17 protein-coding genes are annotated in these 21206 nt (G+C 60.0%); 4 read left to right on the forward strand and 13 right to left on the reverse strand.

Going from position 1 to position 21206, the window contains the following annotated elements; genetic code table 11:
• Window positions 1-82: 82 nt before the first annotated feature.
• The gene (gene plsB, locus AB4O40_RS23240; protein ID WP_056721002.1) at window positions 83-2578 is read right to left on the reverse strand and encodes a glycerol-3-phosphate 1-O-acyltransferase PlsB; all 2496 of its coding nucleotides are present in this window, start codon (window positions 2576-2578) and stop codon (window positions 83-85) included.
• A 236-nt stretch (window positions 2579-2814) separates the two neighbouring features.
• On the opposite strand from plsB, the gene AB4O40_RS23245 reads away from it, so the two are divergent.
• The gene (locus AB4O40_RS23245; protein ID WP_007954750.1) at window positions 2815-3024 is read left to right on the forward strand and encodes a cold shock domain-containing protein; all 210 of its coding nucleotides are present in this window, start codon (window positions 2815-2817) and stop codon (window positions 3022-3024) included.
• A 92-nt stretch (window positions 3025-3116) separates the two neighbouring features.
• Here the strand turns inward: AB4O40_RS23245 and AB4O40_RS23250 are convergent, their stop codons facing one another.
• The 4 genes from AB4O40_RS23250 to AB4O40_RS23265 form a co-directional block, all read right to left on the reverse strand.
• Complete coding sequence (locus AB4O40_RS23250) at window positions 3117-3494, reverse strand: hypothetical protein (protein ID WP_056721000.1); 378 nt, start codon at window positions 3492-3494, stop codon at window positions 3117-3119.
• 83 nt (window positions 3495-3577) lie between these two features.
• Window positions 3578-4387, reverse strand: coding sequence for a putative RNA methyltransferase (locus AB4O40_RS23255; RefSeq protein WP_056720998.1), 810 nt, complete (start codon window positions 4385-4387; stop codon window positions 3578-3580).
• A complete protein-coding gene (dapE, locus tag AB4O40_RS23260; RefSeq protein ID WP_057716181.1) occupies window positions 4387-5538 on the reverse strand; it encodes a succinyl-diaminopimelate desuccinylase in 1152 nt (383 codons plus the stop codon). The genes AB4O40_RS23255 and dapE overlap by 1 nt, the downstream gene beginning before the upstream one ends.
• A 257-nt stretch (window positions 5539-5795) precedes the next feature.
• A complete protein-coding gene (locus AB4O40_RS23265; protein WP_223542167.1) occupies window positions 5796-8387 on the reverse strand; it encodes a glycosyltransferase in 2592 nt (863 codons plus the stop codon).
• 264 nt (window positions 8388-8651) lie between these two features.
• On the opposite strand from AB4O40_RS23265, the gene tcdA reads away from it, so the two are divergent.
• Window positions 8652-9464: a tRNA cyclic N6-threonylcarbamoyladenosine(37) synthase TcdA gene (tcdA, locus tag AB4O40_RS23270; protein ID WP_223542166.1), complete on the forward strand. Its 813-nt coding sequence runs from the start codon at window positions 8652-8654 to the stop codon at window positions 9462-9464.
• An 81-nt stretch (window positions 9465-9545) separates the two neighbouring features.
• On the opposite strand, the gene AB4O40_RS23275 is transcribed toward tcdA, so the two are convergent.
• The 8 genes from AB4O40_RS23275 to map form a co-directional block, all read right to left on the reverse strand.
• Window positions 9546-9953, reverse strand: coding sequence for a SufE family protein (locus tag AB4O40_RS23275; RefSeq protein ID WP_056720991.1), 408 nt, complete (start codon window positions 9951-9953; stop codon window positions 9546-9548).
• Complete coding sequence (locus tag AB4O40_RS23280; RefSeq protein WP_056720990.1) at window positions 9950-11155, reverse strand: aminotransferase class V-fold PLP-dependent enzyme; 1206 nt, start codon at window positions 11153-11155, stop codon at window positions 9950-9952. The genes AB4O40_RS23275 and AB4O40_RS23280 overlap by 4 nt, the downstream gene beginning before the upstream one ends.
• Window positions 11156-11239: 84 nt before the next feature.
• Window positions 11240-12274: a 2,3,4,5-tetrahydropyridine-2,6-dicarboxylate N-succinyltransferase gene (gene dapD / locus AB4O40_RS23285; RefSeq protein WP_460057857.1), complete on the reverse strand. Its 1035-nt coding sequence runs from the start codon at window positions 12272-12274 to the stop codon at window positions 11240-11242.
• Window positions 12275-12306: 32 nt separating this feature from the next.
• The gene (locus AB4O40_RS23290) at window positions 12307-12615 is read right to left on the reverse strand and encodes an arsenate reductase (protein WP_236709756.1); all 309 of its coding nucleotides are present in this window, start codon (window positions 12613-12615) and stop codon (window positions 12307-12309) included.
• A 646-nt stretch (window positions 12616-13261) separates the two neighbouring features.
• The gene (locus AB4O40_RS23295; RefSeq protein ID WP_056720987.1) at window positions 13262-13990 is read right to left on the reverse strand and encodes a M12 family metallopeptidase; all 729 of its coding nucleotides are present in this window, start codon (window positions 13988-13990) and stop codon (window positions 13262-13264) included.
• A 164-nt stretch (window positions 13991-14154) separates the two neighbouring features.
• Entirely contained in the window at window positions 14155-15354 is a 1200-nt protein-coding gene (gene dapC / locus AB4O40_RS23300; protein ID WP_056720986.1) for a succinyldiaminopimelate transaminase, read from the reverse strand.
• 67 nt (window positions 15355-15421) lie between these two features.
• On the reverse strand, window positions 15422-18124 hold the full coding sequence (locus AB4O40_RS23305; RefSeq protein ID WP_056720984.1) for a [protein-PII] uridylyltransferase: 2703 nt from the start codon (window positions 18122-18124) through the stop codon (window positions 15422-15424).
• Window positions 18125-18165: 41 nt separating this feature from the next.
• On the reverse strand, window positions 18166-18948 hold the full coding sequence (map, locus tag AB4O40_RS23310; RefSeq protein WP_008057306.1) for a type I methionyl aminopeptidase: 783 nt from the start codon (window positions 18946-18948) through the stop codon (window positions 18166-18168).
• 371 nt (window positions 18949-19319) lie between these two features.
• Between map and rpsB the strand changes: the two genes are divergently transcribed.
• Window positions 19320-20057, forward strand: coding sequence for a 30S ribosomal protein S2 (gene rpsB / locus AB4O40_RS23315; RefSeq protein WP_008052780.1), 738 nt, complete (start codon window positions 19320-19322; stop codon window positions 20055-20057).
• A gap of 189 nt (window positions 20058-20246) precedes the next feature.
• Window positions 20247-21110, forward strand: coding sequence for a translation elongation factor Ts (gene tsf / locus AB4O40_RS23320; RefSeq protein WP_008052779.1), 864 nt, complete (start codon window positions 20247-20249; stop codon window positions 21108-21110).
• The last annotated feature ends 96 nt before the right edge of the window (window positions 21111-21206 follow it).

Here is a 21206-nt window from a genome sequence, read left to right on the forward strand (position 1 = left end):
GAAGGATGCTAGCTGATCATTGAAGTCTGGTATTTCGCAGAAATACATCCTTTTATTTCTGCGTGGAAACTCAAGTTGTTGTTTATGTGTTCAGCGGGGCTTTTTCCGCCGCACTTTCATTACCGTGCAACGCCACCTGCCGAATCGACAGACGAATCTCTGCCGGCAACACCCGTTTGGCCGCGCCTTCGGCCAGTTCACCGAGCAGTTCGTGATAGCTCAGTTTGCCTGCCTCATCGCGCTTGAGCACGTCGAGGTCGAGCATGGTCTGGATGAAGTGGCGGAACAGGCTCTTGTCGAAGAACTCCGGGGCGTTCAGGCCATGCAGGATCGACAGGCGCTGGGCCATGACCGTGCACAGGTCTTCCAGTTCTTCGGCGCTGATGCTGTTCTGGCCGCTGTTGAGCAGCAGGGACACGGTCATGTAGAAGCGTTGCAAGGTCTGGGCGATGCTTTTCGACAGCAGCGTCAGCAGCACGAAATGCCGCGAGCTTGGCGCCGGGCGCAGGTACAGGTCATTCTCGAAGCGCAGCAGGCCTTGTTCGACGAAGGCCGCCAGCCATTGATCGATTACGGTATCCAGTTCGTCCAGCGACCAGCGAATGAACAACTCCGCTTGCAGGTAGGGATACAGCGCGCGGGTGTAGCGCAGGATCTGTTCACGGCTCATGCGCGAAGCGCTCTGGAAAAAGCTCGCCAGTAGCGCAGGCAGGGCGAAGATGTGCAAAACGTTGTTGCGGTAGTAGGTCATCAGGACGGCGTTCTGCTCGTCCAGATAGAGAATCTTGCCCAGGGCATCGCTCTGCTCGGACAGCAGGTCCATGTCCTTCACATGCTCGATCAGCGCCCGGCCATCGCCTTCCGGCAAGGTGGTGTGCGGCGAGTACGGGACCTTGCGCAGCAGCGCCAGGTACAGGTCCAGCACTCGCGCCATGGCCCGGTCATCCAGCGCCAGCCGGGTGGTCGACAGCAGCGCCAGTGCCACCAGATTGACCGGGTTGATCGCCGCCGCTTCGTTCAAGTGCCGGGCGACTTTCTCGCCGAGGCGGTTGGTGGTTTCGTTGAGCCAGGCGGGTCTGAACTGCGGGCCGAGCTCCTGTTGGCGCCAGTCCGGCTGTTCGCCGTCGAGGAATTCCGCCAGCTTGATCGGCTCGCCGAAGTTCACCGCCACCTGGCCGAAGCGCTGCTTGAGCGCACCAATCACTTTGAAGATATCGAAGATCGACTCTTTCTTCTTGGCCGCACCGCGCAACTCGCCAAGATAGGTTCGACCTTCCAGTACGCGCTCGTAGCCGATGTACACCGGCACGAAGACGATGGGCATGCGCGACGAACGCAGGAAGCTGCGCAGCGTGATCGCCAGCATCCCGGTCTTCGGTTGCAGCATGCGCCCGGTGCGCGAACGGCCGCCCTCGACGAAATACTCCACCGGGAAGCCCTTGGTGAACAGAGTGTGCAGGTATTCGTTGAACACCGAGGTGTACAGCGGGTTGCCCTTGAACGTGCGGCGCATGAAAAACGCGCCGCCGCGACGCAGCAGGCCGCCGATCACCGGCATGTTCAGGTTGATGCCGGCGGCAATGTGCGGCGGGGTCAGGCCGTTGCGAAACAGCAGATAGGACAGCAGCAGATAGTCGATGTGGCTGCGGTGGCACGGCACATAGATCACTTCGTGACCCGGGGCGACCTTCTGCACACCTTCGATGTGATTGACCTTGATGCCGTCGTAGATCTTGTTCCAGAACCAGCTCAGCACCACTTCCATAAAACGGATCGCCGTGTAGGTGTAGTCCGAGGCGATTTCGTTGCCGTAGCGCAGCGCCTGGGCTTTGGCTTTCTCAGGCGAGATGTTCTCGCGCTCGGCTTCGTCGAGAATCGCTTGTTTGACCTGTGGCTGGTTCAGCAGGCCTTTGACCAGGTTGCGGCGGTGGGAAATGTCCGGGCCGATCACCGCGGCCTTCAGGTTGCGAAAGTGCACCCGCAGGATGCGCTGGGCCATGCGCACGGTGCGTTCGTGGCCCTTGTCGTGCTCGATCAGTTCGCGCAGGTGAATCGGCGCGGAGAATTGCACGCGGGTCTTGCGTCCCAGCACGATGACGCTCAGCAAGCGACGCAGGCGCCCGGTAACGGCCCAGCTGTCGGCGAACAGGAGTTTCCATGGGCTGTTTTCGCTGTCTGGCGACTGGCCCCAGAACACACTGACCGGAATGATCTGCGCATCTTCTGCGGCGTTCTGGCTCAGGGCACTGACCAGGCGGGTCAGTGTCGGCGGCGCGCCGCGCTTGTCCTGACGGCCGAGCCAGTCGGGGTCCGGTGTCAGGTAGAAGAACGCGGCAGGTTCCAGCAGGTTGCCCACCGATACCGGCAGTACCGGACGTGGCAGGCCGGCCTTGCTGCATTCGGTGTCGACCACGGCGAGGTCGGTCAGCGAAGGGTTTTGCAGGACGTAGAACACCGGACGACTGCGGTCGAGGTTGAGGGTGAACGACGACTGGTTGATCGTCTCGGAGCGAACCCAGATGTACAACAGTCGGCGCAGGGTGCCAAACACAAGACGGCGGAACGGGGAGCGGGTCATACGGCTTCTGCGTGAGTGAATAAAACCAAGCGTTTGCTCGGGAGGGCGATAGTGTGCCGGATTCGCTTAAAATCGGCAAAAAAGCGGCGAAGTAAACTCCTGTTGAGAGTTTTAACGTCTGTCATATACTCGGCGCTCTGTCGCCGTTGCCCTCATGGGACCGGTATGCGCAGGCTGACGTTCCCGAGGCTTTCCTGCGAAAAGCCCGATCAATAATAAAAAGGGAGTATGAACAAATGGCAACACGCGAAACCGGCAATGTGAAGTGGTTCAACGACGCCAAGGGCTACGGCTTCATTCAGCGCGAGGACGGGGTGGACGTGTTCGTGCACTACCGCGCGATTCGCGGTGAAGGCCACCGTTCGCTGACCGAAGGCCAGCAGGTTGAATACGCGGTGGTGGAAGGGCAGAAGGGGTTGCAGGCTGAGGATGTGGTGGGGTTGTAACTTTCAAGATCAAAAGATCGCAGCCTGCGGCAGCTCCTACAGGTGTACACATAACCTTGTAGGAGCTGCCGCAGGCTGCGATCTTTTTGCTTTTATGCGGTTTTCCAGGTGATTTCTTCTTCACCATCGACACTGATGCGAATCCAGCGGTCCGCTGTCTCTTCACCTTCTTCCTCGACCCAGGTGCCCGGTGCGCAACGCACTTCCACGTTCAGCGCGGCAAACGCAGCGCGAGCGCAGGCGATGTCGTCGTCCCACGGGGTCTGGTCGCTTTCCAGGTACAGGCTGTTCCACTTGCCGACGGCTTTTGGCAGCCAGGTCACTGGCACGTTGCCAGCCGTGCACTTGTAGGTCTGGCCCTTCTGGACCCAATCGGTGCACGGGCCCAATGCCGCACCCAGCCAGGCGGAAATGGCCTTGTGGTCGACGTCGGCGTCTTTCAGGTAAATCTCGATATCGGGTTGGCGCATGGATGTCCTCACTGCGGGTCTGAAAAATCCATTCGCGGATTTAGCCGGTCTTGAGCATTTGCCCGAGACCAAAAGATAGAAAGTTATTGAAGAACGAAATAATCGTAGCGCATCGACACGGTGACCTCGAACGGCTCGGCCTGTTCGATAACGGCAGCACGACGCTCGGCACTGGCGCGCCAGCCGTGGGGCGTCATGGCCAGCAGGTTGGCGCGGTCCTGACCGCTGACCAGCGTCAGCTTGAACGTCAGCGTCTCGCTGTGCGCCAATGCCATGCCTTCCGGCACCAGGTCCAGGTGCTTGTCGTCAATGTACTCGCGCACTTCGTCGTACAGCCGCTCACGCAGTTCCATCAGGTGGCCGCTGGTTGGCCCGACTTTCATCAGGCCGCCGCCAACACTGAGCAGGCGCTTGGCTTCTTCCCAGTCCAGCGGGCTGAAGACACTGGCCAGGAACTGGCAACTGCCGGAAGCCAGCGGCACCCGCGCCATGCTGGCGATCAACCAGGTCAGCTTCGGGTTGCGTTTGCAGGCGCGTTTGACCGCTTCCCGGGAGATGTCCAGGGCATAACCTTCGGCATATGGCAGTGCCTCGGCGATTTGCGCGGTGTAGTAACCCTCGCCACAACCGATGTCCAGCCAGTGCTGCGGTGCATAACCAGCAGCCAGTTCCGCCAGACGCTTGGCCACCGGGGCGTAGTGCCCGGCGTTCAGGAAGTCGCGGCGGGCTTCGACCATCGCCTGGTTATCCCCAGGGTCGCGGCTGTTTTTGTGCTGCACCGGCAACAGGTTCAAGTAACCCTGGCGAGCGCGGTCGAAACGATGCCCGGCGGGGCAGGCCACGCCGTTGTCCACCGCATTGAGCGGCTCACTGCAGATCGGGCACGCAAGCATCAGGCGAGCAACTTGATCAGGGTCTGGTAGTAGATCTCGGTCAGCACGTCGAGATCGGCGGCCAGTACGCGCTCGTTGACCTGGTGGATGGTCGCGTTGACCGGGCCCAGTTCAACCACTTGGGTGCCCATGGTCGCGATGAAGCGGCCATCGGAGGTACCACCGCTGGTGGACGCCTTGGTTTCACGACCGGTGATGTCCTTGATGCTCGCCGACACCGCGTCGAGCAGCGCGCCCGGTTCGGTGAGGAACGGCAGGCCAGACAGCGCCCAGTCGATGTGCCAGTCCAGGCCATGCTTGTCGAGGATGTCGGCGACGCGCTTTTGCAGGCCTTCGACTGTCGACTCGGTAGAAAAGCGGAAGTTGAACACCGCCACCAGGTCACCCGGGATCACGTTGGTCGCGCCGGTACCGGAGTTGACGTTGGAGATCTGGAAACTGGTTGGCGGGAAGAAGTCGTTGCCGTGGTCCCAATGCTCGGCAGCCAGTTCCGCCAGGGCAGGGGCTGCGAGGTGGATCGGGTTCTTCGCCAGGTGCGGGTAGGCCACGTGGCCCTGCACACCGCGCACGGTCAGCTTGGCGCCGAGGGAGCCGCGACGGCCGTTCTTGACCACGTCACCCACCAGGGTGGTGCTCGACGGTTCGCCGACGATGCACCAGTCCAGACGTTCCTTGCGCGCGGCCAGGCGCTCAACAACGGCCTTGGTGCCGTGGTGCGCCGGGCCTTCTTCGTCGCTGGTGATCAGGAAGGCGACTTTGCCCTTGTGATTCGGGTAGTCGGTGACAAAGCGCTCGGAGGCGACGGTCATGGCGGCGAGGCTACCTTTCATGTCGGCGGCGCCACGGCCACAGAGCATGCCGTGTTCGTCGATCAGCGCGTTGAACGGCTCGATCTGCCAGGCCGCCACCGGGCCGGTCGGGACCACGTCGGTGTGGCCGGCGAAGCACAGCACCGGACCGTCGTCCTGGCCGTGGGTGGCCCAGAAGTTATCCACATCTTCGATGCGCATCGGTTCCAGGGTGAAACCGGCATCGCCCAGGCGCTGCATCATCTGCTTCTGGCAATCGGCGTCGATCGGCGTCACGGACGGACGGCGGATCAGGTCGATGGCGAGTTGGAGGGTCGGCGAAAGGTCGGCGTGGGCCGTCATGGAAAACTCCGGAAATCATTAGATATGGGCTTTGGCTTTTAATATGGGGGCGGCGGTTCGACGCTTCGACTTGCTCGCGAATGCGGTGTGTCAGTCAACATACTCCTGGACTGTTACAACGCATTCGCGAGCAAGCCCGCTCCCACAGGAATTGTGTGCGGTCAGTACGACCTGTATCACGCCAAGCCCCGCAAAATGGCGCTTATCTTAAAGCAAAACGGCGACCATTGGCCGCCGTTTAGTGCATCCGCAGAGATTTAGACGACAGGTGCCGTTTCAGGTTCGGCGGTCGGTTTCGGCAGCGACGACAGGAACGCCATGATCAGCGCCGCGACGTACGGCAGCGACTGCACCAGCAGCATGGTGACCCAGAAGCGCATGTCGTTGCTCGGCAGGCCCTGCACCAGGAAGATCCCCAGCGCCGCGCCCCACAACAGCAGCATGATGAACATCTCTTCCCGTGCTTCGGAAATCGCCACCCAGAAGCCGTGGTTGTCGGCATTCTTCGGCGTACGGAAGAACGGAATGCTGCTGGTGAAGAAGCCGTACAGCACCGCTTTGGCGATGGTGTGGGACAACGCCAGACCGGCCAGCGCCGCGCAGAAGGCATCCTTCAAATTCACTCCGACCGCACGACGGTAGAGGAAGATGATTTTGGCGACTTTGAACACGAACAGCGCCAATGGCGGGATTGCGAAGATCAGCAGCGGCGGATCGACCCGTTGCGGCACGATGATCATCGCCGCCGACCACAACAGCGCGCCGACGGTGAAGAAGATGTTCATGCCGTCCGCCACCCACGGCAACCACCCTGCGAGGAAGTGGTAGCGTTGGCCGCGGGTCAGTTCGGTGTCCTTGCCGCGCAGCAGGCTGGCGGTGTGACGCTTGATGATCTGGATCGCTCCGTAGGCCCAGCGGAAACGCTGTTTCTTGAAGTCGATGAAGGTATCGGGCATCAGGCCCTTGCCATAGCTGGTGTGGTAATACGCCGCCGACAGGCCTTTTTCGAATACCCGCAGGCCCAGTTCGGCGTCTTCACAGATGCACCAGTCGGCCCAGCCCAGTTCTTCGAGCACCGAGCGACGGGTCATGGTCATGGTGCCGTGCTGGATGATCGCGTCACGGTCGTTGCGGGTGACCATGCCGATGTGGAAGAAGCCTTTGTATTCCGCGTAGCAGAGCTTCTTGAAGGTGCTTTCGTTCTGGTCGCGGTAATCCTGCGGCGACTGCACCACGGCGATTTTCGGGTCGGCGAAGTGCGGCACCATGTGCTTGAGCCAGTTCGGGTGCACGCAGTAATCGGAGTCGATCACCGCGATCACTTCGGCATCCTTGGCGGTGTGCGGGATCAGGTAGTTCAGCGCGCCGCCCTTGAAGCCGGCCAGCGGTGCGACGTGGAAGAACTTGAAGCGCGGGCCGAGGGTTTCGCAATAATCGCGCACCGGTTCCCAGACCGCCGGGTCCTTGGTGTTGTTGTCGATGATCAGGACTTCGAAGTCCGGATAGTCGAGGTTGGCCAGGGCGTTGAGGGTCTGTTTGACCATCTCCGGCGGTTCGTTGTAGCAGGGCACGTGAATCGACACTTTCGGGCGGTAGCTGGAGTCGCCTTCCACCGGCAGGAACTCGCGCCGGCGCTTGTGCACCCACACCGCTTCGGCCAGTTCATGGGCTTCGGTCAGCAGCACGATAAACACCCCGAGCGCACCGAGGGCGAGCAAGAAGCCCACGGTCAGGCTGAACCAGGTGCTGTATTGCTGGCTGTAGTCGTAACCGATCCACACCAGCACCGAACCGCACAGGAACGCAATGAAGGTCAGGAAGGTGCGACCGCGCTGGCGCAGGGCCGATCCGTCGATCATCAGCAGGGTCAGCGACAACAGCGCCAATACCACCGAGCCAATGGCCAATACGCGCCATTGCGGAATCGCTACCACCGGGCCTTCGAAGTTGAATTTCTGCTGGCGCGCGGCGTTGAACACGCCCCAGTAGGCGCCGACGGAACCTTCGTCGCTGACTTTCCACGGCTGGTCAAACGCTTCGATCACGAAGTAGTTGAAGCCCTGGCGGTTGAGCTTGTTGACCAGGGTTCGCAGGTAGATCGCCTGGTCTGCCGGTGAGGCATCGGCGCCACCGCGCATGCGGCCGTTGCTCGGCCAGCCCACCTCGGACAGCAGCAGTGGTTTTTTCGGGAACATCTTTTTCAAGTCGCGGGCGCGATCCAGGACGAACTGCCCGGCCTTGTCCATCGGGACGAACTCCCAGTAAGGCAAGATGTGCGCGGCGATCAGGTCGACGTGCCTGGCCAGTTCCGGATGTTCTTCCCACACGTGCCACTGTTCGGACGTGGTCACCGGCACTTTCACGGCAGCGCGCACGCGATCGAGCATGACGCTGAGTGCCTGGGCGGTGATTTCCTTGCGGTAAATGGCCTCGTTGCCGACCACCACGCGAACCACGCTGCGCGAGGAATTGGCGATTTCAATGGCGCGGGTGATTTCCCGTTCGTTGCGTTCCTGGTCCGGGCTGATCCAGATCCCCAAGGTCACCCGCAAGCCGAACTCTTCCGCCAGTTTCGGGATGTTTTGCAGGGTGCCATCGACCGAGTAGATGCGGATGTTGTCCGTCAGCTTGCTCATGATCTCCAGGTCGCGACGCATTTGATCGTCGGTCGGGAACTGGTCCTTCTGCGGGAACTGGCCCTGCTGGAAGGGCGAGTACGAGAAACCGGAGATCTGTTCAGGCCAGTTGGGGGCGGTGACCGGGCGATTGATCAGCGCCCAGAAGCCGGTAAACAAGGCGGCGATGGCGAGCACCACGACCAGGTTGAGTCCAAATTTACGCGATGACATAGTTATTTCGGGTTCCAAAGACTGTGGAACGAAGGAACGGTTGGCGGTCGCCAAGGGGCGCGCATCCTACACCGGGCATTCTCTAGTCGTACAGCGGACACGGAATTGCCGGACATTGGGCAATCCAAGTCGGTTTAAGTTCTTTCGTTAGAGCGTGTAGGGCGAATCTTTGTTCGATGTAGTTTTCGTGGATGTTGCCCGTTCATAGCGCAATGATGCTCTTGGGCGCCGACGGCCCTATAATGCGCGCCGGTTTTTGGGGTAATGGTCATGAGTACAGAAGATCCGCGGTTTGCTGGCATCGCCCGTTTGTATGGCATCGAAGGCCTTGAGCGCCTGCGCGCGGCCCATGTGGCGATCGTCGGCGTCGGTGGTGTCGGTTCCTGGGCGGCGGAAGCCATGGCCCGTTGTGGCGTGGGCGAGATTTCGCTGTTCGACCTCGACGACGTCTGCGTCAGCAACGCCAACCGTCAGTTGCACGCGCTGGACAGCACTGTGGGCAAGCCCAAGGTCGAGGTGATGGCCGAGCGTCTGCGCGGGATCAACCCGGGCTGCACGGTGCACGCGGTGCCTGACTTCGTGACCCGCGACACCATGGCCGAGTACATCACGCCGAACATCGACTGCGTAATCGACTGCATCGACAGCGTCAACGCCAAGGCCGCGCTGATCGCCTGGTGCAAGCGGCGCAAGATCCAGATCATCACCACCGGCGGCGCGGGCGGGCAGATTGACCCGACGTTGATCCAGGTCTGCGACCTCAATCGCACGTTCAATGATCCATTGGCTTCGAAAGTACGTTCCACGCTGCGCCGCGACTACGGCTTCTCACGCACGGTGACCCGCCATTACAGCGTGCCGTGCGTGTTTTCCACCGAGCAACTGCGCTACCCAAAACCGGACGGCAGCATTTGCCTGCAGAAAAGTTTTGTCGGTGATGGGGTCAAGCTCGATTGTGCCGGCGGGTTTGGCGCGGTGATGATGGTGACGGCGACGTTTGGTATGGTCGCGGCGACCAAGGCTGTGGACAAGATTGTCGCGGGTGTGCGGCGGCCGGCGGAGCGGGTCAAGCCGTAGGAGCTGCCGAAGGCTGCGATCTTTTGATCTTCAAGAGCTGTTGTGCCCAAAGGCGCCAAGGATCGCAGCCTTCGGCAGCTCCTACGCGTCGCTTAGGCTACGCATTCGCTGAAGCACCGCATTCAAACCATTGCTGCGGGACTCGGACAACTGCCGCCCCAGCCCCAACTGATTGAACCAGTCCGGCAAATCCACCTGCTGCAACTCGGCCGCCGACAAGCCGTTGACCCGCGCCAGCAGCAACGCCACCAACCCGCGAATCAACCGTGCATCGCTGTTGGCGCTGAATTGCCAGTGGCCATCGCGCAATTCGCCCACCAGCCACACCTGGCTTTCACAGCCGTGCACCCGGTTGGCATCACACATCTGCGCCTCACTCAACGCCGGCAGGCGCTCGCCCCATTGCATCAGCAGGCGTGCGCGTTGTTCCCAGCCGGCCGCTTTCTGAAAGGTGTCCAGTGCCGTCACGGCATCGGCGGGCAGGTTCATCGCAATAGCTCCAGTGCCTGATCCAGGGCTTCGAAGAACCGCTCCAGGTCTTCGGAATCGTTGTACAGCGCCAGCGACACCCGAATCGCTCCGGCCAGTTCGAAGCGTTTGAGCAGCGGCATCGCACAGTGATGGCCAGCACGCACCGCGATCCCTTGTTCGGTCAGCAAATGCGCGAGATCGGAGTTATGCACACCCTCGACGGTGAAACTGGCCAGCGCCACTTGTGGCTTGCCCAGCAGGCGGATGCCGTTGCGCGCCTCCAGGCCCTTGAGCAGGCAGGCATGTAGCGCAGCTTCATGGGCGGACACGGCGTCCTGATCGAGTCCGGCGAGGTAATCCAGTGTCGCGCCAAGGCCGATCACGCTGGCAATCGGCGGCGTCCCGGCCTCGAAACCCAGCGGTGCCGGGCGAAAGCGTGCGTCTTGATAATTGGCATCGAGCACCATTTCACCGCCGAACTGCCAGGGACGCAGTTGTTGCAGCGCCGTATTGCGACCGAACAGCACCCCCAACCCATCGGGGCCGTAGAGCTTGTGGCTGGAGAACACATAAAAGTCGCAGCCCAGCGCTTGCACGTCGTGGCGACCATGAACCACGCCCTGGGCGCCGTCGATCACGGTCAGGGCGTTGTGCGCCTTGGCCAGTGCCAGTAATTCAGGCAGCGGCTGCCACGCGCCAATCACGTTGGAAAGTTGACTGACCGCCAGCAGACGCGTGCGTGGGCCGATCAGACCGGCCGCGGCTTCAAGGTCGATCACGCCCTCGGCATCCAGCGGCAGGATCACCAGTTTCAGCTCGCGACGGTGCGCCAGTTGCTGCCACGGCAGCAGGTTGGCGTGATGCTCCAGGGCGCTGATGACAATCTCGTCGCCCGGATTGAAAAGATGTTCCAGGCCATAGGCCAGTAGATTCAGCGCGGATGTCGCACCGTGGGTAAAAATGATCTGCCCGCAATCGCCAGTATTGAGCCATTGCGCAACCTTGCGGCGGCTGTCCTCGAACGCCTGGGTGGCGTGGGCGCCGGGCAAATGCTGCGCCCGATGCACGTTGGCCGCGCCATTGGCGTAGTAGTGCGCCAGGGCATCGAGCAGGGCTTGAGGTTTTTGCGTGGTGGCGGCGTTGTCCAGATAGGTCTGGTCTTGCCGTTGCAGGGCGGCGATAGCCGGAAAATCGGCACGCCAGGGAGAGAGAATCATCATGTGTTCAGCCCTGTGAACTTGGGCGGATGTACACCGGACCTTGTGGGAGCGACGCACCGTCGTTCCCACAGGTGCCTGCGGCACTTAGTTGTGAGCGTGCAGCGCTTCGTTCAGTTCGATGGCCGATTTGTGGGTTTTGCATTCCACGGCACCGGTCTCCGAATTGCGACGGAACAGCAGGTCCGGCTGGCCAGCCAGTTCACGGGCCTTGACCACTTTGACCAGTTGATTGTTCTCGTCCAGCAGCGCCACCTTGGTGCCGGCGGTCACATACAGGCCCGACTCGACGGTGTTGCGGTCGCCCAACGGAATACCGATACCGGCGTTGGCGCCGATCAGGCAGCCTTCGCCGACCTTGATCACGATGTTGCCGCCGCCCGACAGGGTGCCCATGGTCGAGCAGCCGCCGCCCAAGTCAGAACCCTTGCCGACGAATACGCCGGCGGATACGCGGCCTTCGATCATGCCCGGGCCTTCGGTGCCGGCGTTGAAATTGATGAAACCTTCGTGCATCACGGTGGTGCCTTCGCCCACGTAGGCGCCCAGGCGCAGCCGTGCAGCGTCAGCGATACGCACGCCGGCCGGAACCACGTAGTCGGTCATTTTCGGGAATTTGTCTACCGAGAACACTTCCAGCAGTTCGCCGCGCAGACGGGCTTCGAGTTGCAGCTCGGCCAGTTCGCTCAGGTCGATAGCGCCCTGGCTGGTCCAGGCAACGTTCGGCAGCAGCGGGAAGATCCCGGCCAGGTTCAGGCCGTGTGGCTTGACCAGGCGATGGCTCAGCAGGTGCAGCTTGAGGTAGGCCTCAGGGGTGGACGACAGCTGGGCATCTTCGGCCAGCAGGGTGGCGACCAGCGGCTTGTGGCTTTCGGCCAGACGGGTCAGCAGGGCTGCCTGGGCAGCGTCGACGCTTTTGAGCGCTTCGGCCAGTTGCGAGGCCTGGGCGGTGCTGAACGCGATGGCCTGATTGCCTTCGCTGTAACCCAGGATCGGGGCGATAGCGGCGACGATTTCAGCCGATGGCTTGAGCAGCGGGGCGGCGTAGAACACTTCCAGCCATGCGCCTTGACGGTTTTGAGTGCCGACACCGAAGGCCAGGCTGAACAGGGTAGTGGACATGTGTATACCTCTAACAAAATTGAACGGGCTGCTTACTTGAGCGCGGCCGCGTAGATATCTGGCTTGAAGCCAATCAGGGTTCGGTCACCGAGATCGAGCACCGGGCGCTTGATCATCGAGGGTTGTGCGAGCATCAGTTCGATGGCTTTCGTCTGGTCGAGATCGGCTTTGCGTTCGTCGTCGAGCTTGCGAAAGGTCGTGCCTGCACGGTTCAACACCACTTCCCAACCGTGCTCGCTGCACCATTGGGTCAGGTGTTCACGGTCGATACCGACCGCCTTGTAATCATGAAAGTCATAGCTGACAGCGTGTTCATCGAGCCAGGTGCGCGCCTTTTTCATGGTGTCGCAGGCTTTGATGCCGAAAAGGTGCAACGTTTTGCTTGAAACGGTCAAGGATTTGCCCCCTTTGCAGGTGCTGGAAATAATTGGTCCGGGATTATGCCATGGCCTTTCAGTTAAAACGCAAAACCTGTGGGAGCGAGCCTGCTCGCGATTGGGCCATGACATCCAGCATCATGGTTGGCTGATGCGCAGCCATCGCGAGCAGGCTCGCTCCCACAGGGGTTGCGGTGTTTCAGGGCACTCTGTACCTGTGCGACGTAGGTGCAAGGGACACCCGTAGTCTAAGCGGCCAATATGGCACTTCAATGCTGTCGATTTTCCGGGAACCACTGTTTATGCAAACCGCCGCTGGGGCCTTACTCGCCTGGCGACGCTGGGTTTGCATGTGGCAATCGACCCTGAACTGTTTCTGTTTCTGTTTCTGTTTCTGTTTCTGCCGCCGCTGTTGTTCTTCGACGGCCGCAGAGCTCAAGGCGCGAATGATGTCCGAGTATCGCCATCAATTGGAGTTGTACAGCCTCAGCCGTCATCACCAGATGGGTGATGACGTGTTGCGCGAGGTGTTGGGGGGAATTGGACCGAAGTGAGGCCAGGCTTGGAGCGGTAAAGTGAGTTGGTAAGTAATGTCTTGAATCCGGCTGCATTATTGTTTTGGGTAAATCTTGCGCATCAGGCGACGATCATTTTGACTAAGTATCGTATTTTTTTGTACCGACCAATCGCCCGTCGTAAGTTCGTTGGATATGGGGTAGTGCATGATTGAAGTTGGATCGTAGACCGTCGTGCGGGTGAGTTTGTCTTCAAGTAATTTGAATAAGTTGTGATCGACCTCTTCTTTGCTCCACTGATAGGCGGATAAGTAAAAATCATAGACGGCGGGTTTGTTCCATGGAATATCGGCTTTTGGATGTTGATGTTCATGTTGCATCCCCAGCGCATGGCCAAATTCATGTAGAACAGTGGCTTCGAATCCGGGGTGCTCTGGATCCGTGCCGATGTTCATTGTGTTTTCATCAGGACCGCGCAACATGGCATCAGTGCCAATGGCGGAGTAGTTAAGGGGGGGCTCCATGGTGATACGGATATCGCCCTCTGTGCCGTTGACAAAATCCAGTTTGAGATTGATGGAGGGTTGCCATACTTTGATGGCCTTTATCGCTGCCTCACGGTGTGTGCTGGATGGCGGGTTGAGGAAAGCAATTTTCAGCGTTCTGTGGCTAGCCCAGAACTTGGAATGAATGGCGACGCCGCGTTTGTTTCGACCACCTGGTGATGCGGTGGGGGCATTGCTGGGGTTTTCATTGATGGCCGTCTCGTATGAATCTTGCTCATTTAATGGGCCGATAATTTTGCAGGGCTGTTCATTCAGCATTGACTATCTCCTTGTCGATAACTTCCTAAGGTTGAAAAAACGCTTGGGTTCGGCGTGGAGATTAGTTTTTTAGTTATTCGAAGGTAAAGTTTCTGACTATTAGAGAGTGTTGCGCTAGTTGAAGGTCGCCCGCACTGCATTGCACAGTGCGGGTGGTTTTTGAATTATCGATTACGAGTGACAAAATCACGAATGCGCTCGGCAGCCTCGACACACTCCGCCAACGGCGCAACCAACGCCATGCGCACGCGTCCGGCTCCCGGATTGACGCCATCGACATCCCGCGACAGATAAGAACCCGGTACCACGGTCACGTGCTCCTCCTCGAACAGGTCGCGGCAGAACGCAGCGTCGTCACCGGCTACATTCGGCCACAGATAGAAGCTGCCATCCGGCCGCTGTACGTCAATGACCGGGCTGAGGATTTCCAGCACCGCATCGAACTTCTCGCGATACAGCGCCCGGTTGGCGCGCACGTGCACTTCGTCATTCCAGGCGGCAACGCTGGCCAGTTGGGTTTGAACCGGCATCGCGCAGCCGTGGTAGGTGCGGTAGAGCAGGAATCCCTTGAGGACGTCGGCATCACCGGCCACAAAGCCCGAACGCAGGCCTGGCAGGTTTGAACGCTTGGACAGGCTGTGGAACACCACGCAGCGTTTGAAGTCCTTGCGGCCTAATTCCGCGCAAGCGCTGAGCAGGCCTGGTGGTGGAGTCTGTTCGTCGAAATACAGTTCGCTGTAGCACTCGTCCGCGGCGATTACGAAATCGTGTTCATCGGCCAGGGCGATCAGTTTTTTCAGGGTGTCGACCGGGATCAAGGCGCCGGTCGGGTTGCCTGGCGAGCACAGGAACAGGATCTGGCAGCGCTTCCAGATGTCCGGCGACACGGCGTCGAAATCCGGGTTGAAGCCGTTTTCGTCCAGGCACGGCAGGTAATGCGGCTTGGCCCCGGCGAGGAACGCCGCGCCTTCGTAGATCTGGTAGAAGGGGTTCGGGCTGACTACCAGCGCGTCATCGCCACGGTTGACTACGGTCTGGGTGAAGGCAAACAAGGCCTCGCGGGTACCGTTGACCGGCAGCACGTTGCGCGCCGGGTCGATCCAGCCCTTGGGGACATCGAAGCGCCGCTCGCACCATGCCGCGATGGCTTCACGCAGCTCCGGGATACCGAGTGTGGTCGGGTACACGGCCATTTTTTCCAGATTGCTGGCCAAAGCCTCAGCGACAAAGCTTGGCGAACGGTGTTTCGGCTCGCCGATGGACAGCGCGATCGGACGCTTGTCCGGGTTTGGCGTCACGCTGCCGAGCAGGGCGCGGAGTTTCTCGAACGGGTAGGGCTGGAGCTGGGACAGAGCGTTGTTCATCGGGGGCCTCTTTCAATGTGGGAGCGAGCTTGTGGCTAGGGGGCTCCCACAGGGGAAATATGTTGATTCAGATGCTGATGCGCGACAGTTTGATATCAGGTTCCTGGTTGACGCTCAGCTGTTCGACGATCGCATCCTGCAGGCGGCTGCACAGCAGCGGGTCGGACAGCGGCTGATTGTTGGCGTCGGTGATGAAGAACACGTCTTCCACGCGCTCGCCGAGGGTGGCGATCTTGGCGTTCTGCAACGACAGGTCGAACTCCAGGAAGATCGTGCCAATGCGCGCCAGCAGGCCCGGGCGGTCGGGCGCCGTGAGTTCCAGCACCGTCACCGGGCGCTGGGCGTCGTTGTGGATCGTCACCTGTGGCGCAAAGGCGAAATGCTTGAGCTGACGCGGTACCCGGCGCTGGATGATGGTCGGGTAGTTGTCCGGGTTGCGCAGGGCTTCGGTCAGGCCCTCGCGGATCTGTTTTACCCGCGCCGGGTTATCGCCAATCGAGTCGCCGTCGGTGTCGAGCACGATATAGGTGTCGAGGGTGAACTGGCTGCTGGAGGTGATGACCCGGGCGTCGTGGATGTTCAGGTTGAGCTGGTCCATCGCGGCCACGGTCACGGCAAAGAAGTCGTGCTGGTCAGGGGCGTAGATGAAGATCTGCGTGCCACCTTCGAACTCGCGCTGGGTGGTTTCCTTGATCAGCACCAGTGGTCCGCCGTCGGCCGGTTGCTGGAGGATCGCGTCACTGTGCCAGGCGACGTCGCCGGCGGTGTGGCGCAGGAAATAGTCGTCACCCAGCTGCGCCCACAACTGCTCGACGTCGTCCGGGTCGGTGCCGCCGCGCACCAGGATATCCAGGGCGGCGCTCTGGGTCTGGCGGATCTGCTCTTCGCGATCCACCGGGTTCTCCAGGCCGCGACGCAGGGCGCGCTTGGTCTCGGTGTAGAGCTGGCGCAGCAGGCTGGCGCGCCAGGAGTTCCACAGGGTCGGGTTGGTGGCGTTGATGTCGGAGACGGTGAGCACATACAGGTAGTCGAGGCGGGTTTCGTCGCCGACGATCTGGGCGAAATCGTGGATCACCTGCGGGTCGGACAAGTCCTTGCGCTGGGCGGTGGTCGACATCACCAGGTGGTTTTGCACCAGCCACACGATCAGGCGGCTGTCCCACACTGGCAGCTGATGGCGCTGGCAAAACGCCTCGGCATCGACCGCTCCGATGTCCGAGTGGTCGCCATGTCGGCCTTTGCCGATGTCGTGGTACAGGCCTGCCATGTAGATCAGCTCGGGTTTGGGCAGTTTTCCCATGAGCTTGCTGGCCAGCGGGAATTTTTCCGACACCTGGGTGTACTGCAACTTACGCAGGTGCTTGATCAGGTTCAGGGTGTGGGCATCGACCGTATAGATGTGGAACAGGTCGTGTTGCATCTGCCCGACGATGAAACCGAATTCGGGCAGGTAACGCCCCAGGATGCCGTAACGATTCATGCGCCGCAGGTTGCGGTGGATGCCGATCTTGCATTTGAACAATTCGATAAACAGGCTGGTGTTGCGAATATCGTTGCGGAAGTCGTCGTCGATCAGGTGGCGGTGTTCCCGCAGCAGGCGAATGGTGTCGGCGCGCACGCCCTTGATTTCCGGCTGCTGGGCCATCAGCACGAAGATTTCGAGCATGGCGAACGGCGTGCGGCGGAAAACGTTGTCGTTGCGTGCCTCGATGTAGCCGTCATGCAACTGGAAACGCGAGTTGATCGGCTGCGGTGGCGATTCGTCTTCCGGTGCGAGGATGACTTCCTCGAAGTGCTGGATGATCAGGTCGCTGAGCTGGGCGATGCTCATGACCACCCGGTAATACTGCTGCATGAAGTTTTCGATGGCTTGCTTGGCGTCGTCGCCTTTGAAGCCCAGCAGCCCGGCAATGGTGCGCTGGTGATCGAACAGCAGGCGGTCTTCGGAGCGGCCAGCCAACATGTGCAGGGCATAGCGAACCTTCCACAGGAACTCCTGGGAGGAGGCGAGCAGGGCGTTTTCACTCTCCACCAGGAACCCTTCCCCAGCCAGTGCCCGCAGGTTCAGGGTGCCGTACTCGCGACGGGCTACCCACAGAATCGTCTGGATATCCCGCAGGCCGCCGGGTGAGCCTTTGACGTTGGGTTCCAGGTTGTATTCGGTGTCGTTGTACTTGTGGTGGCGAGCCTTTTGTTCGGCACGCTTGGCCAGGAAGAAGTCCTTGCTCGGCCACATGTGCCCGGTACCGGTGACGTCCAGCATGCGCTGGCGCAAATGCTCGGGGCCGGCGATGGTGCGGCTTTCCATCAGGTTGGTGACGACCGTCAGGTCGGCGCGGGCCTCGACGGCGCACTCGTCGACCGAACGAACGCTCTGACCGACTTCCAGGCCGATGTCCCACAACAGCGTCAGAAAACGCTCGATGGAATCGCGGAAAACCTCGTGGTCGGCGCTGTCCAGCAGGATCAGCAAGTCGATGTCGGAATAGGGGTGCAATTCGCCACGGCCGTAGCCGCCGACCGCGACCAGTGCGATGTCGGCGTCCTCGCTCCAGCTGAACTGCTCCCAGGCCTTTTGCAGGATGTTGTCGACGAACCAGGCGCGATCCTCGATCAGCCGGCGAATGTCCCGGCCGTTGCGAAAGCGCGTGTCGAGCACTTCGCGGGCCTGGCGGATCGCCTTCTTGAAGGCCGAGATCGGGCTTGCCTTCAGGGCCAGTTCAGCCTGGAACTGGCCGCGGTCGAAGAGTTCGGGATCCACCTGCGGCATCGATTGGCTTTCCTTTCTATAGGCGATGTACGGTAACGGGATCAGGCCGAAACGCGAGGGATGGTGTCATCGCTGCGCAAGGTGAAGATCTCGTAACCGGTTTCGGTCACCAGCAGGGTGTGTTCCCACTGTGCCGAGAGCTTGCGGTCCTTGGTGATCGCGGTCCAGCCATCGCCCAGTACCTTGGTGTCGGCACGGCCCTGGTTGATCATCGGCTCGATGGTGAAGGTCATGCCAGCCTTGAGTTCCATTCCGGTGCCGGCTCGGCCGTAGTGCAGGATCTGCGGCTCTTCGTGGAACACCTTGCCGATACCATGGCCGCAGAATTCACGAACCACCGAGAAGCCGTTCTTTTCCGCGTGCTTCTGGATGATTTCGCCGATGTCGCCCAGGCGGCAGCCGGGCTTGACGATCTCGATCGCCTTGTACATGCATTCCTGGGTCACCTGGGACAGGCGCTCGGCCCAGACCGGCACGGTGCCGACGTGGAACATGCGGCTGGTATCGCCGTGGTAACCGTCCTTGATGACGGTGACGTCGATGTTCAGGGTGTCGCCATCCTTGAGCGGCTTGTCGTTCGGGATGCCATGGCAGACCACATGGTTGATCGACGTGCAGATCGACTTTGGATAGCCCTTGTAGTTGAGCGGGGCAGGGATGGCTTTCTGCTCATTGACGATGTAGTCGTGGCAGATCTGGTTCAGTTGGTCGGTGGTAACGCCCGGCTTGACGTATTCGGCAATCATTTCCAGCACATCGGCGGCCAGTTTGCCGGCGATACGCATTTTGGCGATATCCTCGGGGGTTTTGAGGGTGACGGTCATACAGGCTCTCTCTGCGCCAGGCGGCGCTTTCTAAACGGAAAGGGCATTGCGCGATCGAACTTCGCGGCCCTGAAAAATGCGATTCTACCAGACGAGCAGCGCAAATCTGCGCCTGTGTGCATCGCTTCTCTCTATAGAATGGTGCATTCTTGGCGGATTCCAAGGGATTGAGCAAAACGCTCGCCAGGATTTCAGAATCCGGGTTCCGTTTTGCCCTGCCTTATGGTATAAAATGCGCCGCTTTCCGGGGATGTCCCGTAAAGCCTAAATCCACACACGTGTCGACACGATGACCTGGGTGCCTTCAGCTGATGCTGCTGGTTGGTCATTGGGATACGTGGAGGCCAAACCCGACTTATTAAGGAACTATCATGTCCCAAGTCAACATGCGCGATATGCTGAAGGCCGGTGTGCACTTCGGTCACCAGACCCGTTACTGGAACCCGAAAATGGGCAAGTACATTTTCGGCGCGCGTAACAAGATCCACATCATCAACCTTGAAAAAACCCTGCCAATGTTCAACGAAGCTCTGACTTTCGTAGAGCGTCTGGCCCAGGGCAAAAACAAGATTCTGTTCGTCGGCACCAAGCGTTCCGCTGGCAAGATCGTTGCTGAAGAAGCAGCACGTTGCGGTTCGCCGTACGTCGATCACCGCTGGTTGGGCGGCATGCTGACCAACTTCAAGACCATCCGTGCTTCCATCAAGCGTCTGCGTGACCTTGAAGTTCAAGCCGAAGACGGTACTTTCGCCAAGCTGACCAAGAAAGAAGCGCTGATGCGCACTCGTGACCTGGAAAAGCTGGATCGTTCCCTGGGTGGTATCAAGGACATGGGCGGTCTGCCAGACGCTCTGTTCGTTATCGACGTTGATCACGAGCGCATCGCGATCACCGAAGCCAACAAGCTGGGCATCCCGGTTATCGGCGTAGTCGATACCAACAGCAGCCCGGAAGGCGTTGACTACATCATCCCAGGCAACGATGACGCAATCCGCGCTATCCAGCTGTACATGGGTTCGATGGCTGACGCTGTCATCCGCGGTCGCAACAATGTTGCCGGCGGCACCGTTGAGTTCGCAGCTGAAGAAACTCAGGCTGCAGCTGAGTAATTGACGCCCTGGCGTTGACTCAGTAAGCAAAAAGGGGGCTTGGCCCCCTTTTTGCCACCTCGAAAACCATTTGTCGGCGCCCACTGCTCTATCTGTAACGTGCGGCAGCTAACAAGGGTGGTTGGGGAAGAATTGATCGCCCGTTCGATCGGGTGGAATGGTTGAAAACCTATCCAAGAGGATTTTGAAATGGCAGAGATTACTGCAGCGTTGGTCAAAGAACTGCGCGAGCGTACTGGCGAAGGCATGATGGACTGCAAAAAGGCCTTGACCAAGGCTGGCGGCGACATCGAGAAAGCCATTGATGACATGCGTGCTTCGGGCGCCATCAAGGCTGCCAAGAAAGCCGGCAACGTTGCCGCTGAAGGCGCTATCGCCATCAAGGCTGACGACAAGGCAGCCGTGCTGCTGGAAGTCAACTCGCAGACCGACTTCCTGGCCCTGCAAGACGACTTCAAGAACTTCGTTGCTGCCTGTGTAGAAAAAGCTTTCGACGAAAAACTGACCGACGCAGCTCCGCTGATCGCCGCTCAGGAATCGGCTCGTGAAGCACTGGTTGCCAAAGTAGGCGAGAACGTCAACATTCGTCGCCTGGTGCGCGTAGAGGGCGACGTTGTCGGCACCTACCTGCACGGTAACAAGATCGGTGTTGCTGTTGTTCTCAAGGGCGGCGATGTTCAGCTGGCCAAAGAGATCGCCATGCACGTGGCGGCAAGCAATCCTGAGTTCCTGCTGCCATCGCAGGTTTCGCCAGAGGCCATCGAGCGCGAGAAGGGTGTTTTCCTGACCCTGAACGAAGACAAGATGAAAGGCAAGCCGGCAGAAATCGTCGAGAAGATGATCGCTGGCCGCATCACCAAGTTCCTGGCTGAAGCCAGCCTGGTCGAGCAAGCTTTCGTCATGAACCCGGAAGTCACCGTAGGTGCCCTGGCCAAGAAAGCCGGCGCTGAAATCGTTTCCTTCACTTACTTCAAAGTAGGCGAAGGCATCGAGAAGCCAGTGGACAACTTCGCAGAAGAAGTTGCTGCCCAGCTGGCTGCCGCCAAGCAATAAGACGGTTTTTTAACTGTCGCCCAGAAGAGGCTGCCCGCTCACGCGCGCAGCCTCTTTTCAGATGGGGTATCAATTTTTATTTGGTTTCCCTTTGGA

The organism is Pseudomonas sp. S2_F07 (assembly GCF_054668325.1).

Bases quoted from the DNA above. Each gene is read 5' to 3' on its own strand.
- plsB (WP_056721002.1), bottom strand. From the start codon at position 2,578: ATGACCCGCTCCCCGTTCCGCCGTCTTGTGTTTGGCACCCTGCGCCGA.
- AB4O40_RS23245 (WP_007954750.1), top strand. From the start codon at position 2,815: ATGGCAACACGCGAAACCGGCAATGTGAAGTGGTTCAACGACGCCAAG.
- AB4O40_RS23250 (WP_056721000.1), bottom strand. From the start codon at position 3,494: ATGCGCCAACCCGATATCGAGATTTACCTGAAAGACGCCGACGTCGAC.
- AB4O40_RS23255 (WP_056720998.1), bottom strand. From the start codon at position 4,387: ATGCTTGCGTGCCCGATCTGCAGTGAGCCGCTCAATGCGGTGGACAAC.
- dapE (WP_057716181.1), bottom strand. From the start codon at position 5,538: ATGACGGCCCACGCCGACCTTTCGCCGACCCTCCAACTCGCCATCGAC.
- AB4O40_RS23265 (WP_223542167.1), bottom strand. From the start codon at position 8,387: ATGTCATCGCGTAAATTTGGACTCAACCTGGTCGTGGTGCTCGCCATC.
- tcdA (WP_223542166.1), top strand. From the start codon at position 8,652: ATGGTCATGAGTACAGAAGATCCGCGGTTTGCTGGCATCGCCCGTTTG.
- AB4O40_RS23275 (WP_056720991.1), bottom strand. From the start codon at position 9,953: ATGAACCTGCCCGCCGATGCCGTGACGGCACTGGACACCTTTCAGAAA.
- AB4O40_RS23280 (WP_056720990.1), bottom strand. From the start codon at position 11,155: ATGATGATTCTCTCTCCCTGGCGTGCCGATTTTCCGGCTATCGCCGCC.
- dapD (WP_460057857.1), bottom strand. From the start codon at position 12,274: ATGTCCACTACCCTGTTCAGCCTGGCCTTCGGTGTCGGCACTCAAAAC.
- AB4O40_RS23290 (WP_236709756.1), bottom strand. From the start codon at position 12,615: ATGAAAAAGGCGCGCACCTGGCTCGATGAACACGCTGTCAGCTATGAC.
- AB4O40_RS23295 (WP_056720987.1), bottom strand. From the start codon at position 13,990: ATGCTGAATGAACAGCCCTGCAAAATTATCGGCCCATTAAATGAGCAA.
- dapC (WP_056720986.1), bottom strand. From the start codon at position 15,354: ATGAACAACGCTCTGTCCCAGCTCCAGCCCTACCCGTTCGAGAAACTC.
- AB4O40_RS23305 (WP_056720984.1), bottom strand. From the start codon at position 18,124: ATGCCGCAGGTGGATCCCGAACTCTTCGACCGCGGCCAGTTCCAGGCT.
- map (WP_008057306.1), bottom strand. From the start codon at position 18,948: ATGACCGTCACCCTCAAAACCCCCGAGGATATCGCCAAAATGCGTATC.
- rpsB (WP_008052780.1), top strand. From the start codon at position 19,320: ATGTCCCAAGTCAACATGCGCGATATGCTGAAGGCCGGTGTGCACTTC.
- tsf (WP_008052779.1), top strand. From the start codon at position 20,247: ATGGCAGAGATTACTGCAGCGTTGGTCAAAGAACTGCGCGAGCGTACT.